Source organism: uncultured Piscinibacter sp., assembly GCF_937952055.1.
In the GTDB taxonomy this organism is placed as follows: Bacteria; Pseudomonadota; Gammaproteobacteria; order Burkholderiales; family Burkholderiaceae_C; genus Piscinibacter.
The window spans coordinates 128,055-146,872 of the sequence record NZ_CALFYO010000011.1 but is presented as its reverse complement, the minus strand read 5'-3'; the positions used below and the strand labels follow the sequence as shown (position 1 = coordinate 146,872).

The 18,818-nt window shown below is 61.7% G+C and carries 10 protein-coding genes; 7 read left to right on the top strand and 3 right to left on the bottom strand.

Translation table 11 applies throughout. The features are described from left to right. Positions 1-210 precede the first annotated feature (210 nt). Positions 211-2,892 carry a TIR domain-containing protein gene (locus Q0599_RS04525; protein WP_298826317.1) on the bottom strand — a complete coding sequence of 894 codons (2,682 nt, stop codon included), beginning with the start codon at positions 2,890-2,892 and terminating at the stop codon, positions 211-213. An 874-nt stretch (positions 2,893-3,766) separates the two neighbouring features. On the opposite strand from Q0599_RS04525, the gene Q0599_RS04520 reads away from it, so the two are divergent. Both Q0599_RS04520 and Q0599_RS04515 read left to right on the top strand, forming a co-directional pair. After that, positions 3,767-4,579: a toll/interleukin-1 receptor domain-containing protein gene (locus Q0599_RS04520; protein ID WP_298826315.1), complete on the top strand. Its 813-nt coding sequence runs from the start codon at positions 3,767-3,769 to the stop codon at positions 4,577-4,579. Positions 4,580-4,590: 11 nt separating this feature from the next. Continuing rightward, positions 4,591-5,628: a hypothetical protein gene (locus tag Q0599_RS04515; protein ID WP_298826313.1), complete on the top strand. Its 1,038-nt coding sequence runs from the start codon at positions 4,591-4,593 to the stop codon at positions 5,626-5,628. A gap of 51 nt (positions 5,629-5,679) precedes the next feature. On the opposite strand, the gene Q0599_RS04510 is transcribed toward Q0599_RS04515, so the two are convergent. Next, a complete protein-coding gene (locus Q0599_RS04510; protein ID WP_298826310.1) occupies positions 5,680-6,882 on the bottom strand; it encodes a hypothetical protein in 1,203 nt (400 codons plus the stop codon). Then, positions 6,879-9,350: a patatin-like phospholipase family protein gene (locus tag Q0599_RS04505; protein ID WP_298826308.1), complete on the bottom strand. Its 2,472-nt coding sequence runs from the start codon at positions 9,348-9,350 to the stop codon at positions 6,879-6,881. Before Q0599_RS04505 ends, Q0599_RS04510 begins: the two co-directional genes overlap by 4 nt. Positions 9,351-10,299: 949 nt before the next feature. Between Q0599_RS04505 and Q0599_RS04500 the strand changes: the two genes are divergently transcribed. From Q0599_RS04500 to Q0599_RS04480, 5 genes are all read left to right on the top strand, one after another. Continuing rightward, positions 10,300-11,172, top strand: coding sequence for a hypothetical protein (locus Q0599_RS04500; protein WP_298826306.1), 873 nt, complete (start codon positions 10,300-10,302; stop codon positions 11,170-11,172). Between the two features lie 207 nt (positions 11,173-11,379). Next, positions 11,380-12,690 carry a toll/interleukin-1 receptor domain-containing protein gene (locus Q0599_RS04495; RefSeq protein WP_298826302.1) on the top strand — a complete coding sequence of 437 codons (1,311 nt, stop codon included), beginning with the start codon at positions 11,380-11,382 and terminating at the stop codon, positions 12,688-12,690. A 1,279-nt stretch (positions 12,691-13,969) separates the two neighbouring features. Then, on the top strand, positions 13,970-15,637 hold the full coding sequence (locus Q0599_RS04490) for a hypothetical protein (RefSeq protein ID WP_298826299.1): 1,668 nt from the start codon (positions 13,970-13,972) through the stop codon (positions 15,635-15,637). An 89-nt stretch (positions 15,638-15,726) separates the two neighbouring features. Beyond that, on the top strand, positions 15,727-16,893 hold the full coding sequence (locus Q0599_RS04485) for a hypothetical protein (protein ID WP_298826296.1): 1,167 nt from the start codon (positions 15,727-15,729) through the stop codon (positions 16,891-16,893). Positions 16,894-16,904: 11 nt separating this feature from the next. Next, a complete protein-coding gene (locus tag Q0599_RS04480) occupies positions 16,905-18,518 on the top strand; it encodes a glycoside hydrolase domain-containing protein (RefSeq protein ID WP_298826293.1) in 1,614 nt (537 codons plus the stop codon). Positions 18,519-18,818 lie beyond the last annotated feature (300 nt).

Sequence of the window (18,818 nt, the reverse complement as noted above, 5' to 3'; positions counted from 1 at the left end):
TCCACCGATCCTGTGATGCCACGGCGCGGGTTGTGCTCTGTAGCATCTTCGGATCGATCGTTGCTGCACGTGGCCACGCATCGTCCGTAGCATCCTCGCCCGGTTGGTGGCTCCGCGTGGTCTGCCGCAGCAAGAACTTTGCACTGAGACGGCACAGGAGCCATCGGCTCTTGCGAGATGCATCGAGATGGCGCCGCAGCGGGGAGAGGGCTACCTTCCTGCGTCGCGCTGTGAAGCAGAGAGGCCGCTTGAAGTGGCACGGACAGGGAGGATCAGCGACAGCAGATTTCCGTCTGCGGTCAATGCGAGGATGGTCCTACCATCCTTGGAGATCGAAGCGCTGCTCAGCGCGGTATTGAAGCCCGGATAAATCGTCTCCGGACGCGCGAACAGGTTGCGCCGGTAGTCGAGTTCCCACACGCCGATCCGAAATCCACTCGTCACCGCGATGACGAGACGTCCGCCGTCCGCCTGCGTGACCGCGATGATCTGACCGAAGTCATCCGCGCTGCCAACGCGCTCCGGCGGTCGAAGGACGATTGGCTCTCCTTCAGTGTCGACACGTTCTATGGTTCTTGCCGTGACCGTCCCGGCTGCGTCGCCGGCGAGGATGCGCGATGGCTCTGACAAGTAGCGCACTACGCCGATCTCCGCGTCGTGCTTGAGCACGGCATGTTCAGTTTCAAGCGTCGCTGCGTCCAGCGCGACCACCGTCCCTTCCTTCGTGCCCACAAGCACCGAGTCGTGCGTCGCCGCGACGTCGATTCGGACCGCGTTCGGGAACGGGCGGCGCACGGGGTCGCCGCCCGATGCCCAAGCCATGACCTGAGAGGTGCCGTCGAGCCATGCGGTCAAGCGCGCCGCGTCTGATACCGCCAGTGCTTGGATAGCCTTGCCCGACGCCCGGGAGACCGAACGGGTCGCGAGACGCCCTCTACGCCAGTCAAAGATGTGCACCTCTCCGTCAGCCCTTCCTACGGCCAACGCTGTTCCATCTGAGCTCAACGAAGCTGCGCTGACGGCTCCGCCTGCTGACACGCCGGTCTCGGTACGCCGCCAAGTGGGCAGGTCAAACTGCTCCATTCTGCCGTCGGGGGCGATAACGAGGGCTCTGTCTCCCGTCGGTGAGAGCACGATCCTGCTCTTGGCGTCAACGCGAGGACCCGCCGCCGCCGCGGAGTTGCCCATTGTCCAAGTCGCTAGCAAGCCGTCAGTACCTGCGGTGACGAGGAACTGGTCGGTACAGGCAAACGACATCGTCAGTACGGCGCCGCGGTGTGCCACGAGTTCTGCCACCGGTGCGCCTGTGGCGACATCCCAGAGGTGAAGAGCCCCGGCGAAATCACCGGTGACACCGTACTCACCACGGACTGCGACTGAAATGGCGCCTTCGGTCGGGGCGTTCGGTGCTCGTGCTTGCGCACCTGACTCGGTGTTGATCACTGCCACCGAGCCGTTGGCATTTGCAAGGAATCCCCAATCCATCTCTTCCAGCAGGGCGACATCCTGAACTGGGCCGCGCTGCTTGGTGGGTGGGTAGGCCAGGGACCACGCCGAGCCGTTTCGTTTCCAGGAGGCGGCTGTATTGTCCTTACTCGTCGAGACGATGCGGGAGGCGTCTGCGTTGATGCGCACAGCGGACACGTCGCCGGCGTGCGCAGGCCAGGTGATCGACTGCCCGCTGCGCTTGTCGAACTCCACAAGAAGGCCGTCCGCGGTCCCAAACACGAATCGCGAGCCATCGTCCGTTGCATCCATCGAAGAGACGGACTTCCCCTGCAATCTGTGCAGTTCGCGGGCCGTTGGCGGATTGACCGTGAGGTCCCATTGAAGGAGCCGTCCGTCATGGCCTGCACTGAACACGCCAGCACTCACAGCTCGAATTTCAGACACACGGCCCGTATGCTTGTCGACGGTGTCCACTGCGGCGCTGCGATCCGGCTGCCATGCGACGAGGCCGCCGGCCTGGTCGCCGGCAAGCAGCGTGCGACTCGCACAGTCGAATGCCGCTGCTGAGAAGCGTCTGCCCTTGAATTGGATCTGTGCAGATGGTGATCGTCGCTCCCGATCGATCAGCCAGGTCGCAAACTCCGCCAGAAGAGGTGAGCGATTCAGGGACGCGTAGCCGTCCCAAGCCCGGCCCAAGACCTCGGACGCCGACTGCCACTGCCGACGTGCCGCGTACTCGCGCGACTGAAACACAAGTGAGTCTGCGAGGCGAAGCTCGGCATTCCTGCGGGACGACTGCTCGGCCACGTACAGCGCCGAGACCACGCCGGCAAGAACCACGATGCTCAAGCCTGCGCCCCATGCCGCAAACATTGTGCGGCGGTGCTGGGTCACGTCCTCACTCGTCAATATGTACGGTTCGACGCCCTGGATCCGAGCTGCGATCTTGGCCATCGCCATCGCGAAGGCGGGATTGCGGAGCACCAGTTCGTCCCTGCTGATGCCTCGCAGGTCGATGATGAACGGCTGATCCGTCCAGTCAGCATCCAGAACGGCTGGAGTCAGGCTGGCTGTTGCGGGGTCAAACCGGCGGCCATCGACGTCCCAGCGAAGGTGCCCCTCGACATGGATGATGATGAGGCGATCTAGGCGGCCCATCTGCACCCATTGCTGCGTCTCCTCGCGAACCCACTCGGCGGCCGCTGAGGTCGGGGAGGCGATCACAAGCAGGTAGTCGGATCTGTGAAGGTGCTCGCGGAGCGACTGACCGATCTTGTTGGTTTGCGCAAGTGACGTCTCGTCCCGGAAGACGTTCATGGCGCGCAAGCGATAGAAGGGCTTGGCCAGTCGATGCAGTCCGTGCTGCACAGCCTTCGCCAGGGACCAGTCGCGAGAATTCCGCTGCGTGTACGTTATGAACGCATCGTGGCGAGCATCACGCATGTCTTCCTCCCGCGAGGCCGGGAACTGACTTGCCCAGTCTGCTCGCTTGGTAGGCGGTGGGCTGCCGCGCAATGCTACCCTGCGGTTCACAGGGACGGCGCACTTCGTAGGTTGCAACGTCCATCGCGGCCGCAAGATCCTCGGCAATAACCCGGCAACAGCAATTCAAATGACCAAAGTCAGCCGTGTCATGCTTTGCCGCAACAGCCTCGACAAGGAACAGGTCAAGGCATTGGCTCACCTCCCTAGCACTGCCCTGGCGAGAAGTGTATGGGCCCGATACGATCGAGCAGCAGCATAGCTCGTTCGTGGACGGTTCGCGTCGGACGAAGATCGAACCTTCAGATGTGACAGGGTGCCAACGATGGAATTCATTTCCCCCCGAGTTCCCGATGTCTTCGTACTTTGGCACCCCGCTTGCGCTATCGGGGAAACTTTGGCGCGGGAAATCCATGGGTGGTTGCGACCGGGGAGCGGCCTGGGTCCCGAGGTCTTCTACCGCTGTGTTTCTGCTCCGGACTCTGAACCTGGCGCACTACCGCTCCCGTTGCCAGGAGAGGTCAGGGCCCCAGCGGCTGCGGCTGGTACAGCCAGCGGAAGTTCGAGACATGTCAATGAGCAGATCCTCATCCTGCTTGTTGACGACCACATGGTGGCCGACCCGGCTTGGCGTTACTGGCTAGGAGAGCTGGCGGCCAACCAAGCCCCGACGCAGCTGCCCCGGACCTTTGTGCCTGTCGCCTTGGACTCGACGGCGTATAACGTGGCACACCCGATCCGGGAATTGAACTTCCTCCGCCCTGCGGGGCTCCCAGTCGATGAAACGGCTGTAGGCGAGACGCGTGCAGTCGCCCTGGCTAAGGTGACGCGATCGATGCTAAAGCAGCTGACGGAAGCACTGTGCCGTCACTTGTTGGGCACGACTCTTCCGATCAACCCGGCGGCAACTGCTCCGAGCGAGGCGGCGGGGTTCCAGGCCAGTTCGATCGGTGACTCCGCGTCGCCCAAGGTCTCCCTCTTCTTGAGCCACGCAAAGGCCGACGGAACGACACCAGCACGGCGAATCCGTGACTACATCTACAGCCAGACCCAGCTGGCTGCTTTCTACGACGAGAACGACATCCCGTTCGGATCGGCCTTCTCGCGAGTTCTTGAGTCAAGTCTGCGATCCAGTCAGACGGCGGCGCTGATCGCAGTGCGGAGCGCCCGCTATGCGAGCCGACCTTGGTGTCGTCGCGAGCTCTCGCTGTTCCGCCGACCTAGGCGAGAGTCGAATGAAGGGGAGTTGCCGGAGCGCTGGCGACTGCAGCCAATGCTCGTCGTTGACGCGCTTGAACCAGGTGCCCGCACCGTCGGCATCCCGGAGATGGGCAATGCCACGCTGATCCGTTGGAGCGATGATGCGCCTGACCTAGAGGAGCAGATCGTGACGACGGTGCTGCGTGACGCACTTCTCGCGGCGTTCCACTCTTCACTTGGCCGCTCGCTCGCATCGGCACCGGACAGCGTCATCTTGAACTGGTTGCCCGACCCGACCACTCTGTTGCATATACCGGTGGTGCGCGATGCATCAATTGAGGCGACAGTGGTATACCCTGGCCGGGGGCTGTCGGGGCTCGAACTCGATACCCTGGCCGAGTACTTTCCGCAGGTTACCTTTCGCAGCTTCGATCAAGCTAAGCCTTGAGGAGAGGTGCCATGGGTTCGATCACCAAGACCACCCGCCGCCACCGCTCTGCAGCCATTGCGCAGCGGCTCATCGGACTCTCAATCTCCTACGAGCGTGACCCCCTTCTCGCGCGAGGGCTAGGTCTAGAGCATCTACGCGAGCTGCTGGTGCGCCTGGCTAGACCGCTTCTCCGCACGGGGGCAAACTTGGCCTACGCTGGAAGTTGGGTTGAGCGAGAGGACAACTTCACGTATGAGTTGCTGCGTCTGATAAGTGCAGAGCAGGAGGACAATAGCATTGGCGGACCCGACTCCAACCTAGCCATTGGGCGTCTCGTCAACCACTTGAGTTGGCCGGTCTATTTGTCGGTCACCCCACGCGTCGAGGCGCAATGGATTCACTGTTGCCACATCGTGCGCGTCACACAACAGATGGCTGACATAGCGGGCGCGAATGTACTTCCCGACGACACGCCGATCGAAGACGACAGGCGACTGCTAAATACCGCGGTCACACTCAGTGCAATGAGGCGCCTGGCCACCCAGGGAATGTTGGTCCCGTATAAGGCCATACCCACGCAACCGGTCATCCCGCCGATGAGTGCACGCATCGTGCTTGGCGGCAAGCTCACCGGCTATAGCGGGTTCATGCCAGGGGTACTAGAGGAGGCGCGTCTAGCCATCGAGAATCGCGTTCCGTTGTACGTGCTGGGCGGCTTCGGGGGAGCAAGCGAGGCGCTTGCTCGCGCGCTCTTAGCGCATGCGCCGCACACGGTAGCCGAACTCGAATCTGCTTGGCACTTTGAGCGCACACCAGCACTGGTCCGGCTGCGGGATCAGGCGTCTAAGACGCCTTTGCCACCAGGAATGCTTGACACGACGGCTGGATTGAGAATGCTTTCCGAAAGGATCAATGCCGCCCGGCCGGCACTTGCCGACCAACTGCTAACTGGGCTGGACGAAGCACAGACGCGCGAGATGATGTCTACCACCGACGCCCGCCGCGCCGTCGAGCTGGTACTCAGCGGGATGAGCCAGCGGCTCGGATTTGAGGTGCTCCCGACATGAAAAATTCGCGTGCGGTACGCGTTGACATGTATCTTCCTCTTTGACCATAGCCTATCGCGCCTGCTTCCTGGGCTTCAGCGGAGCCGTGACTTTTGCATTGCCGGGTTCGTGTCCCTGTAGTGCGCGTACGAAGTCGCTGATCCGGCGGCGGTCCGCTGCACGTTGCACTAGGTAGTTGACCTCGCCGTGGTCGTCCAGCCAGTTGAGGAATGCCTGCACGCCTTCCTTGGTAGTTGTCTCATCGCGGCAGTTAGCCACGAAGGCCATTTGAATCTTCTGCACTTCATCAGCCACATAGACGCCGAACGGGTGCGAGACGACGATTGCATCGGGAAAGCCTAGTTGGCGAAGTGCTTGCGTCTCCGTGACACCCTTCTGGCATGCAATGACATGCACAGGGCCTTGTAGTCCATTGTCCCACCCATTGGTGATTTCGTGGTCACGCAGAAACGGCTGTCCTACGAGCTCGCGAGCAGCAGCCGTAGTCATCGAAGCGGGGATGCTGTCGCACACAAAGCCGATCAAGCTGCCCCGAATCCTTACCGCTGCAACATCGGCCATCTCGTCCTTCACGGCGACGCCGTCAATTCTCCTCAGCAGCCCGACCACCGCGTCGGTCATCAGCCGGCGCCGCTCCTGGAAGTTCTTGCGGCTCCACTCGAGTGCCTCGCCGGCAAAGTAGCCACCTGAGGAGTTGATGCCGACGCCTTCACGGGCAAGGCCGAGTACGATTGCTGCAGCGAGTTCCTCAGCGCGCTCAAGAACCTCTTCGCCGTCCTTCACTTGGGCGCCAGGAATCTTCAGTTTCCTGACGTAGTCTTGAAATGCCTCATCGGGCGATCCGGCGTCTGCTTTGACGAGTTCTTTGAGGCGGATACTGCGCACCTTGGCGGGCGATTTGTTGAAGGCCGCTGACAACTCCGCGTGGCAGATGCCGACGCCATCCTTAACTGGACTATCGGTGCCTAGCCAGCCTGCGCGTCCGTTGTATAGCATGATGAACACGTCCGCGTTCCGGGACTTCTCCCTGCACGCCTCCCAGTTATCGATCAATGCGGCCGCGTTCGACTCGTCCTCGTGAATCCAGACCTTGAACACCTGCTTGCCGCCAAGCTTGATTACCTCGAGCCTCTTCTTCAAGGCGCATCGCAACACGCTCAATGGTTGAAGCTCTCCTTCATACAGGAAGGTGTCATTGCACCTGCTGGACAGGAACAGGGATAGAGGTTGCGTCTCGGAGAGGGGAGTCTTCATGACAGCGGGCTGCGAACAGGTTCGAGAAGATTCTTAGCGAGCTGTCGGAACCAATCCCGCACATTGGCAGGCTGCCCGCCGTCCATCAATGCCGGCAGGAACACGCTCTCGGCCGCGTGCACACCCAACTGCCGATAGGCTTCAAACTGTTCCTGATCGAAGAATTGGTCCAGCGTTGTCTGGTGTGGAAAATCAGAGTTATTGGTTCGAAATCGCCGTATTAGTTCAGACTCATTCCCTGTGACCGAAAGCTTGATGTAAAGAAGTAGGCCGATACCTTCAGGATAGTGAATGCGGCACAGATGAAAGTGGCACTTGCTGTATCCCGTCTTCGGATCGGGTCTGAGTTCGTCCAGCTTGGGATCAAGGCGCACACCGAAGTCAATCTGCGCGTGGCGAACCAGTGTCATCAAGCCTTCAAAAGTGTAGCCAGGGTCCGACTCTCCATCTACGCAAACGATGAACTTGCAGCGCCGCCGGAGCAACTCGTAAATCGCGAGGTTCTCGATATGCCCACCGTCGGAGAGGTTCAGCCACTTCTCCTTCTCAGACATGCGAATGCTAGTCATTTCCCGCAGCAGGCAAATGAATCCCGGAGCGCCCATTCCACCTGTGTCCGGACGCTTGATCCAGAAACCAAGCCGCACGTTCAGGATCGTCAGCAATGCAGTCAGGGTGGGCATTGATGCTAGCCCCATGTGCGAAGAGAAGGCTGCTCCCGAGATGGCCATCGCTGTAGCAAGGTCAGGCGGCTTACCATTCGTTCGCCAACTTGCTGTCGGGTGATAGCCGGTCGCAGGCGAACCTGTCCAGTTCTTTGAGAACAGGAAGAAGTCGCAGCGACGATCCTTGAGCGCGGAATCTGAGCTGGTCGGAATGTTTAGCGCGGAGTTAAGAAGGTGGTAGGGCGCCGTGTTCCCCGCGTTGATCTCGTCTAGTCGAATGTGTGGATTGCCACTGGCCGTCCTCTGGATGAATGTCCGGGCCAGACCGTCGCGATAAAGGCGGTGTGGGCCGGTCAGATTGACGTTGAGCAAGAAGATGCTAATGCCAGCGAGCCCAGCTGCGACGCAAAGCAGTGCCGTGAAGTGTTCGGAAGCAATCTCGAGGAACGCGTGGAACAGCAGCAAGGCGATCAGCGGGATCAGAAAGCCCGCGAGCACGAGCGCAACCTTCAACACGAGCCTGCGAGTATTCGGGTTCTTCAATACCGGAAGGAAGCGAACGACTCCGGGCACCGCTGCCGCCAGGGCCGCGAGAACTGCGCCGAGGCTACCGGCATTTCGCCAATATCCGCTCGCGGTGAGCTCAGGAACGCTTCGTTCGAGTACCCAAGCGATGCTGACTCCCACCGTGAGAGCAAGTAGGATCCCCAGAACGCTGCCCGTGACCTGACTCGTCCTCTTTCCCATTCGAACGCCCCACGCATAGACAACCATTGCCAGGCCGCAAAGCACTGCGGCGCCGCCCAATGTGAACTTCCAGTATTCAGCAGCGCCCCAACCATCGACCTGGCTCACCACAGCCGCGAGCGACAGAATCACAAGCAGTGGCGCGGTCCAGTTCAGAATCATCCCGGCGAGCGTCGCCGTGACCATGGACCACTGTTCCTTGAGATTGCCGACCAGGAGGTATTTCGCGTTCTGACGGACGTAGCGCACCGGATCCGTGTCTGGTCCGTGCGGTGCCGCAACGGTCGACTGATCTTCGCCGTTGCCTAAGGCCTGCGTCAGAAAGCATCCCGTGTAGCCTCCGCCGGATACAGTGGACAGAAAATCCACTTCCTTGAGAAAGCCCTTCTCGGCGAGCACCTGAACGACCCCAAGCCCAAACGTCGCAGACCGAATTCCTCCGCCGGATAGTGCAAGGCCGGTGGCGTCCATGCCCACCGCGGTCTCAATTCCCAACTTCTCGCGACGACTCCCGACAGCTCGACCTTCATCGCTCGCAATCTTCGATGCGATCTCCCTCAATCCTGGGGAATGAGCAACAAAGCCGAAAGGTAGCGGCCGAAACAGCTTTTCCATCTCTTCAGATTGCATGACATCTGGCGCCAGCGAGTCCAGATGTGCCGTGCCATAAGCCATTTCGTGCAGCTCCGAAGCAAAAGCACGAAGTTCTTCTTGAACCTGCTTCAGCTCGCCTCGAAACTCATCGGCACCATCGCGCCCATTGAGGCGACCGTCTTCTAAGGCGCGGTGCCACTTCGCTGTTAGCGGTCGGACGATGAGATTCAACACCTCCGTTGTGCGTCTCGCAAAGGTCTCGCAGCCGGGGTTCATCGTCATTGCGTCACGCGCCTGCCCGAACACCTCCCACATGCTCTGTAGGGCCCGCGCCTCCACCCCGTGCTGATACGGAAGAGGTTGAGTGGAAATGCGCGTTCTCAACTCGCCAAGAAATTGATGCGCGGCAGCTTGGTCAGGAGTCAAAGGCATATGGAATGTCTCGCAATCTGTCGCTGACATGAACGCCTGCGGTCAGACAACCCATGGGCGTCTCGATCCACTCTTTGCCACTTTGCATCGGCTCAACTGACAAGTGAGGCGAGTGGCAGTTGCGTACCGAGTCTAGTCCCTTGAATCGGTATTGCCGCATCTGTTGCGTGATTTGACCTCTGCATGTCAGCTGATGCGGCCCGCTCGCGGCCAATCTCTGTAGTTCATTGCGGAAGATTCCCGAGTACCTCTTGCAGTGCCTGCTCGTCTTCAACCCAAGGGAACGTGTCCGCGGCCCCGTTCTGAGCGGATGGGCGTAGACGTGCTTGCTCTTCACCGGCAATTACTTTGCGACGGCATCATCGAAACGGAACCTGCTGGCAGGCGCCTCCGATGGTGACGACCGATGTCGCACATGCTGCCTCTCCAGGGCACTCGATCTTTAAGTGTGGCATGTCTGTCCCCCCTTGATCTTGGCCCAATCAATCTGCGATTGAGCCAGCCCAAGTGTGCACGTTCCGGACTCTGGTGGGAATCGGGCCCGGCTCCTGGGAAGTCGAGCGGCCGGGCACAGTACTCCTTGATGACCTCCGACCGAGAGTCGGCATTGCCCAACTGGTTGTCCGATAGATTCACGATCGACTGCAGCAAGCCAACGTCGTTGCTTCGCATTGCGAAGGTCACTCCCACTCAGGCCTGGCTATCGCAATTGCAGGCAACCAGGAGAGCTGTGGGTCTCACTCCTAGGGATTCGGAGCGTTCGCGATCTTCAAGTATCGTGCTGCTTGTAAGGAGACGGCGAGCGTCGGCGGTCTAATGAGGTTCCTGGTGTCCGCGGTTGCCTTGCACGCATTTGCTTAGGACGACAGGTGTGCTTCGGTCTACAGGCTGAGTCAGCGCAATGAGCGTGACAGCGCCGTTCCGGCGCGGCGCGTGGTTTGTCTGCTAGGGTCAGGCCGATTCGCTGCGAGGAAACTCAATGAAGCCCATCCAAGTTTTCACGCCTGCTGAGGTGCTCAGTGCGGAGAACCCGGCGCCGCTTAGTGAGTTCAACCTGCAGCTTCTCGCACAGGGCGATTCATGGTTCTCCTTCGGGGCTATCCCGCCAAATCTGACAACCAATCTCTTCGACGGCATGGGTACTACCAAAGTCCGCGCGTGCGTGGTGAACTGTGCTCAGCCGGGCGCAAGACTGAGCCTCATGGCCGACACCACTAAGGCGCCACAGTTCATCGACTTCCTGAACGGGCGGCGGCGGCGGGCCTGGGGGGGGCTACTGTTGTCAGGGGGCGGTAACGACCTAATCGCTGCGGCCCAGCAGCCGCCAACAAACACGGCAGCCCTCCGATTGCTGGCCAAGTCTGATGAGTGGACCAGCGCACCAGGTGGCGAGCGCTACCTGTCCAATGCGGGATGGCAGACCTTTTGTGCTCACCTCGTGGCCGTCTACCAGAACTTGCTGGTCGCCCGGGACAAGAAGCCGGAAAACCGCGGCATCGCGATAGTTACGCACACCTATGACATTGCCGTCGCGCGCGACGCCGGCGCCGGGCTGGGCTTCGGCCCATGGTTGTACCCGGCGATGAATGCATTTGGCATCCCCGAGGCGGACCGCGCCGAGTTGTGCCGTGTGCTACTAGATCGGTTGCAGACGCTTATCGACCACATAGCGGCTAGTACGCCGGACGGCTCCATACACGTCGTACACGGCCAGGGAACGCTCACGGCAGCAAAGACTTCGGACAAAGGTGCGACTGTCGACTGGCAGAACGAGATCCACCCCTCGGCTCTGGGCTACCGCAAGCTCAGTGCGAGATGGCAGTCCGTATTGAGCGCCGTGTTCAACGCATAGCACAAGCGGCGTCGGCGCGCTCCCGTAGAGGAACTTAGCAGTGGTCGATTCCACCGTTGCCGAAAAAGCTTTGGCCGACACCGCGTTAGGCACGTCTGTTCTTCAAGGCGACCCCGGTGCGACACGGCCGCGCCGCCGTCGATTGACCTGCGTCGTGTTCATCAGCCATGCGAGCGAGGGCTGCTCAGACGTTAGCCTTCACAGACAGTGACGCATCGAAATATCTTTATCAGCTTCAAGACTGAGGAGCGGAGTGTCGCAGCCCGCCTAAAGGACGCGCTTGCCAACGCCGGATACGCTGTCTGGTGGCAGGAAAGCATTCAATGCGGTCGAGAGTGGCATGGTGCAATCGATGATGCTCTCGCGGATGCAGCATGCGTCGTCGTACTGTGGTCGAAGGCGGCCATGCGTTCCCCGTGGGTGCGACACGAAGCGTCACAAGCTATTGCGCGCGGCTGCTATGCCCCGGCGCGGCTTGAACCCATGACTATCGAGAGCCCCTATGACCGGCTGCAAGCAACGGATCTGGACTCCTGGGATGGTGACCCGAGTCACCCAGGCTTTGTACGCCTATTGGCGAGAGTTCGAGAACTCCTTCCCCCGCCCGTACCAACGGCAACCTTGATACTGCGCTTCCTGAACCGATCAAAGTGGACGATTGCCTCGTTCGTCTTCGCAGTCGCTGCTGTCTCCCTGTTGATAGGACTAACGATCGCGCTCAGCAATCAGCTGAAGACGCAACAGCAAATTGCTTCCGATGTGCGGCGCACTCTCCAGCCTCTTGACGACATGGAGGTGACGGCATTCATCTTGATCAACCCGGGTACCGACGGCGTGGCGGATCTTGTTGCGGAACTGCGTCGAGAGCTTGGAGAATCGCGTGACGGCGCGTTCTCGTTCAAGCGCGATCTTCCACTCGGTGTGCGGCCAGCTATCACCGGGCAAGATGGATCAGTTCGTGCAGTCGCGATCGTGCCAGTATCATCACTTTGGCCAAAAGGTCCAACCTATCATTGGCTTAGTGGCACTCTAAACTTTACTGGGCTTTCTCTAGCGATACGTCGTAGGGACCCTGCAGTAGATCCTGACGCGCCGTCAAGCTCACCTCCCCCTGGTGCGGCCGATCTCTCCTTCGACGTCGGACCATACGATCCGGATGGGTCGGATCGCGCCGAGCCTAGAGAACCCTCACTGCAGTGGGAGCCGTCAAAAGACACGCTCACGCTCCAATTTACGGATCGGGCCGCGAAGCGCTTCTGGACGTCGACCGGCAAAGTAAGTTCCGTGCCAGATCTGGAGGATTCGGCGATCACCGTTCGAGTGGACAACACAATGTTTCCCTCTGGCGGCGATAGGAGCGCAATCTCCAAGGCGAGAGCCGATCTCGAGTTGAGCACCATATTCCTTCGCTACTCTGGCAGGAATGTCATGATGCGTGCAAGTGCAATGCACGCCTTCAAGACTGGCGAAGGCCTTCGGGAGTACCGTGCGTACATGAGCACTGCTGCTCAGCGATAAGGTGGCCTCGAGTGAAGGCTAACCACTCGCTCGAGCCGACCCTCTACGGCAGGCAGCGTAAGGCTGGGCCGCGGCGCACGGTGCATTGTCGCCGCCCAGCCTTACGCCGCCCGGCTCAGCTCGAACGTTAGGCGTCGTCAAACCCAGGTCCGACCATGAGTCGCGACACAATGGTTGAGTTCTTGACCGACTATGCCAGCTACCTCATTGAGGACTACGCGCGGAGGGGCTGATTGCGCCCTCCAGAAGCTTGGCCGCACCGTCGCCAGTTTGCCAACTTCACGCCGGAATCGCTTCGCAATGAACTCGACGCGGAACTAGACGAACCGCTTGCCCAAACAGCTCACATCGACCAGGGCGGTGGCGCTGATTCTGCGCGGGATGCTGCGGATCGTCGGCGACCGACAACCTGGTGCATCTGAGCCTTGACCCTAGCAGGGCAAGTGCACTTCGTAGTTGAAGGCGCTCGATGGTTCAACTTTGCCTGCAGCACGGCGGACGCGGTCCGCACCTCTTTCACCCGTCGCGCTGGAGCCGTTGATGTCGAACCCGTTTAGCCGCCAGGCACTGTATGACCTGGTGTGATCCCGGCCGCGCACGACCATCGCCCGAGAACTGGGCGTCTCCGAAGTCTGGATCGGCAAGCAGTGCCGCGCGATGAACGTGCCGATGCCGCCTCGCGGCTACTGGACCCACCTCGCCGCCGGCGCCAAGACAAGGCACAAGTACGTGCGCCCGCCACTGGCCTACACGATGGCCGAGCGCATCGAGGAGGACCACCTCGCAGCCGCGCACGGACTGCAGGGGTTCGACGCTCGCGATCTTGCCCAGCCGGTGCCAGGCGCACCGGTCTTCAGCGAGCGCCTCGAGCAGGCGGTGGATCGCTACGCCGCGCTGGCCAGCAGCCCGTCACGCGACCCACGGCCCGCGGGCGGCACCTGGTCGTACGCCAATTGCTCGAGGAAGACCAGCGCCGCATGGACGAGGCCAGCCCGTACTCCTGGCGCAAGCCGCTTTATGCGGATCCGCAGGGCAGGGCGGTCCTCGAGGCCCTCGAGCGGCTCTTGGCATTGGGACGCCCGCGGCTTCCGGGTGTCGGCTGGCCGCGGACGCGACGTTCAAGGTCAGGGACGAGCCGCTCCCCTCCCGAGAGGCCGCTCTTGCTGCCTCAGTGCAGCGACGCAAGCCCGCCCACGAGCTGCTGGCATCCCCAGAATGTAGGTCGCAAAGCGAGAACAATGCTCCTACGATGCTCGGACCATAGAGGCGGGGAGTCGACATGGGCCCGAAGAAGGCAGGCGTGCGCTGGCGGTGTACGGCGCTGGCGGTGGCAATTGCGGCCAGCGGTTGCGCGACAGAGCCCCTGGTGCCGGCCTGGCAGGCGCCTGATGCCATCAAGGCAGGCGATTCGATGCCGGGCGCGCTCGGTTACCTGGATTCGCTGCGGACTCGCTACCGCAATGCCGTGGCCACGCAGCTCAACGACGAGCGCAACGCGTCCAATGCTCTGCTAGGCACGGGTGCACTCATCGCGGCACTCGCGCTTGGCAATGTGCATCGAGACGCGATTGTTGGCACTGCTTTCCTGGGCGGCACGGGCTACGCCTTCTCTCAGAGCAACCTTCAGCGCCCACGGCTGCTGGTCTATCAGGCCGGTGTGGAGGCCCTGAACTGCGCCGAACGAGCCGTGACACCCTTTTCCATCTCTGTCGACGATCGAACCCGCTTGGCAACTGCAATCGGGCGGCTCGAAGGCGAGCGTAAGACGCTAGCCGCGGGAATCGCCACAGCCCAGGGCGTTGCTGCGGCCAACCCGGGCGATGTCGGTCTACCTGACTTGCAGCAGGCGCTGACTGCGGCGCGCGTGCAGTTGGAAGACAGTGAGAAGACACTTCGCTCTGCCAGCGCATTCAGCGTGGCGGCCACCCGCGGTGCGCGCGACCTGGTGGCAGCGGTAAACAGCATCGATGCGGCGGTGGTGAGGTCTCTGGTCAATGCGACGCCAGACTTGAGCAATGTGCCAAAGCTGGTCTCCGGTCTCGCCGGCATGGTCTCGGCCATTGCTCCCGGTGCAGGCGTGGACGATCTGTTGAACTCGCGCCTCGCGGCGGTGAAGTCCGGCATGGCAATGACGGAAACAGGCAAGAAGAGTGACGTCCAGAAGGCAACTGAGACGCTGATCAACACCGTGGCCGCCACCCAGGCCGCCAATGCTGACACCGCGGCGCTACTGGCGGGACGCACCGGTCCGTTTCCGGATGATGCCTTCAAGGATTGCGGCGTAGCCCAAGTCGTGACGGCTTTGGCTGTTTCGCCCCAGCGCCTGAGCTTCACTGCGGACCAGGAAGACAAGCGCATCGTGGACATCAGCGGCGGCATCAAGCCTTACTTCGTGGAGGTGGAGGGTCCCGTGAGCAAGGCGCTGACCGCCAAGGGCCCCGTGCGCTTCGACACTCGCTCAGATCTCACCTTCGCATCGAACGTACTCAAGGGCGCAACGGAAGGAACGCTGCGGGTCAGCGACAGTGCACCCAACGCGCCCAACATCGTGACGATCCCAGTATCCGTAGCGGCTGCGGCCCCCTCCAACGGCGCCGGCAACGGTGAGGACAAGACCAAGGACGCAGCGGGCAACAAGCCCTCGACGTCTCCGGCAAAGGCCACAGTCCCGGCTCCGGCACCATCGCCTGATGCGGCAATCGACACGGCGATCACCGCGCTCAAGACAAAGGCGCAGTTCAAGTTTGGCGGCAAGGCTTACGTGCGCAGCGACAATCCGATCAAGGACGGCCGCAGCATCCGCTTCACGGTGACCTGCCCGGACGGCGCCGCCCCCGTCAAGCGCGTCGACCTGGCCTCCGCATATCTTGCCGAGGCAGGCGTCAAGGGGCTGAAACCAGATCAGTTGGCAATTACCACGCTGCCGGCCGACTGCGCCACACCGTGACACGCCAGCGCGCTGCGCCGGGTCCTGTTGCCGCGTGGCACCGAACGGCCGAACAATCGTCGCTGCGTAGCCGGGATCAGCATCCCGGCATGGCTGAAGCCATCGCGCGCTTTGACACACTGGCCGACCCCGCTCTGCGCATGACCCTGGCGCGGGAGATTGTCACTGCTCGCACCGCTGAACTAACCCTGGCGTACCGAAATGTGGTTGCCATCATGGCTGGCTACAAGGCGCGAGGCGACGCACAAGGCCGCGAAGTCTTGATGCCAGAGGCCTGCGTGGTCTTTGTGGTGAAGCGAAAGTGGAACTCGGCACAGACCAACGCCGCGCGGTCGGGCAGCAGCGCTGAACAGCTCCTACCTTCTCGCCTGCTCACCTGGGGGCCAATGCCTGGACAGCCAGCGACGCGCGTGCTCTATGCGGTACCGACTGACGTCCAGAAGGCGCAACGCTTTGCGGGGGCGCAGGCGCAGTCGGCATCTTGCGTCGTAATGCAGGACGCACAGTTCCCTTTGCCCGGCACACTGACCTGTGGCATCCGCATAAATGGTGCAGCCACATCGCCGCTGGCCTTGAGCGCTATGCACGTCCTCAGTCCGGTTCCACCGCAGCCCACTCCAGTTGGTCAAACGCCCTTCAGCGACCCGTCAATCGGCTCAGCCGTGCGCGGACTGGCAACAGCCTGGGGTGGACATCTGGACCGATCGTCGCGAACCGCGTTTGACGCACAGCTCGCGCTTGTGGGCGACACCGCATGGTTCAACGCCGCCTTCTCCGGCTGGGCCCTTTCGACCTCCCTGCCCCATATCAGCGCACCGGATCTCTTCGACACGCTGGCGCATGACCGCATGTTCCGCATCCTCGTGCCCGACAATCACCCACAGATTGGACAACCGCGCGACGCAGTGCTGGCACAGTTCAACAGCCACGTTAGCCCTGCCTTCACGATCACATACGAGTTCCGAACGAGCCAAGGACTGACACGCGTAGCCTTGCACCACGCGCAGCTGCTGTTGCTGACCATAGCGCCAGGCAGCACCCCGCCGATTGCAGGTGACAGTGGATCAGCTGTCGTTTGTCTCGGCATTGACGGCAAGCCGACTCTCGCCGGCATGTACGTCGCGCGCGGCCCGAACGACTCTGCGGGGGCGCGTCAGGCCTATGTGCTGCCCGCATGGCAGCTTTTCGACCCAACAGTGTGGAGTGGGCTGCCTCCAGGCACTGTGTCGCTGAGGCCGACCTTCTCGCTGCCCTGAGGAGATTCTCGATGCGCAAAGGTTTCTCCACCTCACGCCGCTGTGAGGACAAGGCCGCTTGCCTGCAGAGCAGCGAAGTGGACTTCGTCATTCGCTATCACTCGGCACGCACCACCAATCCGGGAAAGCGAATCTCGCCGCCAGAGGCAGCGGCATTGGCCAGGGCGGGGCTGAGGCTTGTCACCGTGTACCAGGACCGCGCCCGCGAGTTGCAGGACTTCGGCAAAGCGCGCGGGCGCGAAGATGGACTGGCCGCCTTCACGTTTGCAGCCCAGGTAGGACAGCCGCCAGGCAGCGCGATCTACTTCGCAGTCGACACGGACCTCTCAAATGCTCAGATCGACGCCGTGGTGCTGCCCTACTTTCGCGGCGTACGTGCCGCGCTAACTGATGCGGCAAGCGCAGGCATACCGTACCGAGTGGGAGTCTATGGCTCCGGGCTGGTGTGCCAACGCGTAAAGGAGAACGAGGCATTGGCCGAGTTCTCGTGGCTTGCGATGTCCACTGGCTGGCGCGGAAGCGATGTCTATGCCTCCTGGGACTTGAAGCAAAGCTCAGCCATTGGCGACCTCTGTGGTTTGGGTCCGAACGACCGCGAGGCGGTCCAATCGAAGGCTGACTTTGACGCCTTCGGGGCTTTCACGCCAGTTGGCGCCGAAGTGGTCGCGGGCAGCGGCGAGCCACGCCGAGTGACCGCGTCCGAGCTCAATCTTCGCCATGTTCCATCCACGGTGGGGAACACCCCGATCGCGCGGCTACGCGAGGGTCAGATGGTGCGAGTCCTCGGTCCGGCACTTGAGCCATTCGTACGCGTACGGGTGGCTCTGGATGGGGGCGACGTGATTGGCTACGTCAGCGGACGCTTCCTCGCGCCAGTGTCGGAAGCTATCGCAGAGACTGCAGCAACCACGCAGCCAGCTCGAGCGCCCGGTCGCTATCCGGCTGTCCACTATCGTGAAGGCGATGCCCGCTCGCAGCGAGCCAGTGCCGCACGCCGCGCGCAGCCATTGGGTGAGCCGGGTCAGCCGCGACGCGATCCAACAGCTGATGCAGCCACGCGGACAGCTCAGCTGGACGCGATCGTGCAATGGCTCGACGTTGAACACAGCCAGCGGTACGCGCGCACGCCTGATGCCACCTTCTGCAACATCTACGCGGCCGACTTTGCGTACCTGGCGCGAGCCTACCTGCCTCGCGTATGGTGGAAGTCCAAAGCGCTACATCGGCTGGACGCTGGTGAAACGCTGGAGGCGCTGTACGACGTGACAGTGCGTGAGATGCGGGCCGACGATCTGATGGCGTGGCTGATCGAGTTTGGCGCCGACTTCGGGTGGCGTCGAGTCTTCGACGCTACTGCCCTACAGGGCGCCGCAAACGCTGGCAGCTTCGCTGTCATCTGCGCCGACCGCGCCACTGAGAGACTGCCAGGACACATCGCGGTCGTCGTGCCCGAGACGCCTGCTCTGGCGGCCCGACGTGATGCAGACGGAAATGTCGTGATGCCTGTGCAGAGTCAAGCCGGCGGAACCAACCGCGCGCGCTTTCTGCCCGTATCGGCTTGGTGGGACGACGTGGTCACCTATCGCGATCGAGGATTCTTTGTGCACGAGGTGACGCCACCCTGACCGCAACGCAAGTCGCGACTGGCACCTCGCTGGAGATGGAGCTTGGCTCAATTCAAGGCCGATACGAACGTACTGGCGCATGACCTCGTTATTCGGAAGTTGCTCGTCGAATGCCTGGACTCGAAGACGGTGATCCAGATTCGGATTGAGTCCGACAGCCGTCAGTATTAACGGTGAGCCGATCGCCGACATTGGAGTCCGGGTCCGGCGAACTTGCCGGACGGCACGTTCCCCGTTTGCGAGCCAGCGGCGGTACAGCTCCGATTGAGACTGTCCAGTTGCCCGGGATTGCTCAGTGAG

Bases quoted from the DNA above. Each gene is read 5' to 3' on its own strand.
- Q0599_RS04525 (WP_298826317.1), bottom strand. From the start codon at position 2,892: ATGCGTGATGCTCGCCACGATGCGTTCATAACGTACACGCAGCGGAAT.
- Q0599_RS04520 (WP_298826315.1), top strand. From the start codon at position 3,767: ATGCTAAAGCAGCTGACGGAAGCACTGTGCCGTCACTTGTTGGGCACG.
- Q0599_RS04515 (WP_298826313.1), top strand. From the start codon at position 4,591: ATGGGTTCGATCACCAAGACCACCCGCCGCCACCGCTCTGCAGCCATT.
- Q0599_RS04510 (WP_298826310.1), bottom strand. From the start codon at position 6,882: ATGAAGACTCCCCTCTCCGAGACGCAACCTCTATCCCTGTTCCTGTCC.
- Q0599_RS04505 (WP_298826308.1), bottom strand. From the start codon at position 9,350: ATGTCAGCGACAGATTGCGAGACATTCCATATGCCTTTGACTCCTGAC.
- Q0599_RS04500 (WP_298826306.1), top strand. From the start codon at position 10,300: ATGAAGCCCATCCAAGTTTTCACGCCTGCTGAGGTGCTCAGTGCGGAG.
- Q0599_RS04490 (WP_298826299.1), top strand. From the start codon at position 13,970: ATGGGCCCGAAGAAGGCAGGCGTGCGCTGGCGGTGTACGGCGCTGGCG.
- Q0599_RS04485 (WP_298826296.1), top strand. From the start codon at position 15,727: ATGGCTGAAGCCATCGCGCGCTTTGACACACTGGCCGACCCCGCTCTG.
- Q0599_RS04480 (WP_298826293.1), top strand. From the start codon at position 16,905: ATGCGCAAAGGTTTCTCCACCTCACGCCGCTGTGAGGACAAGGCCGCT.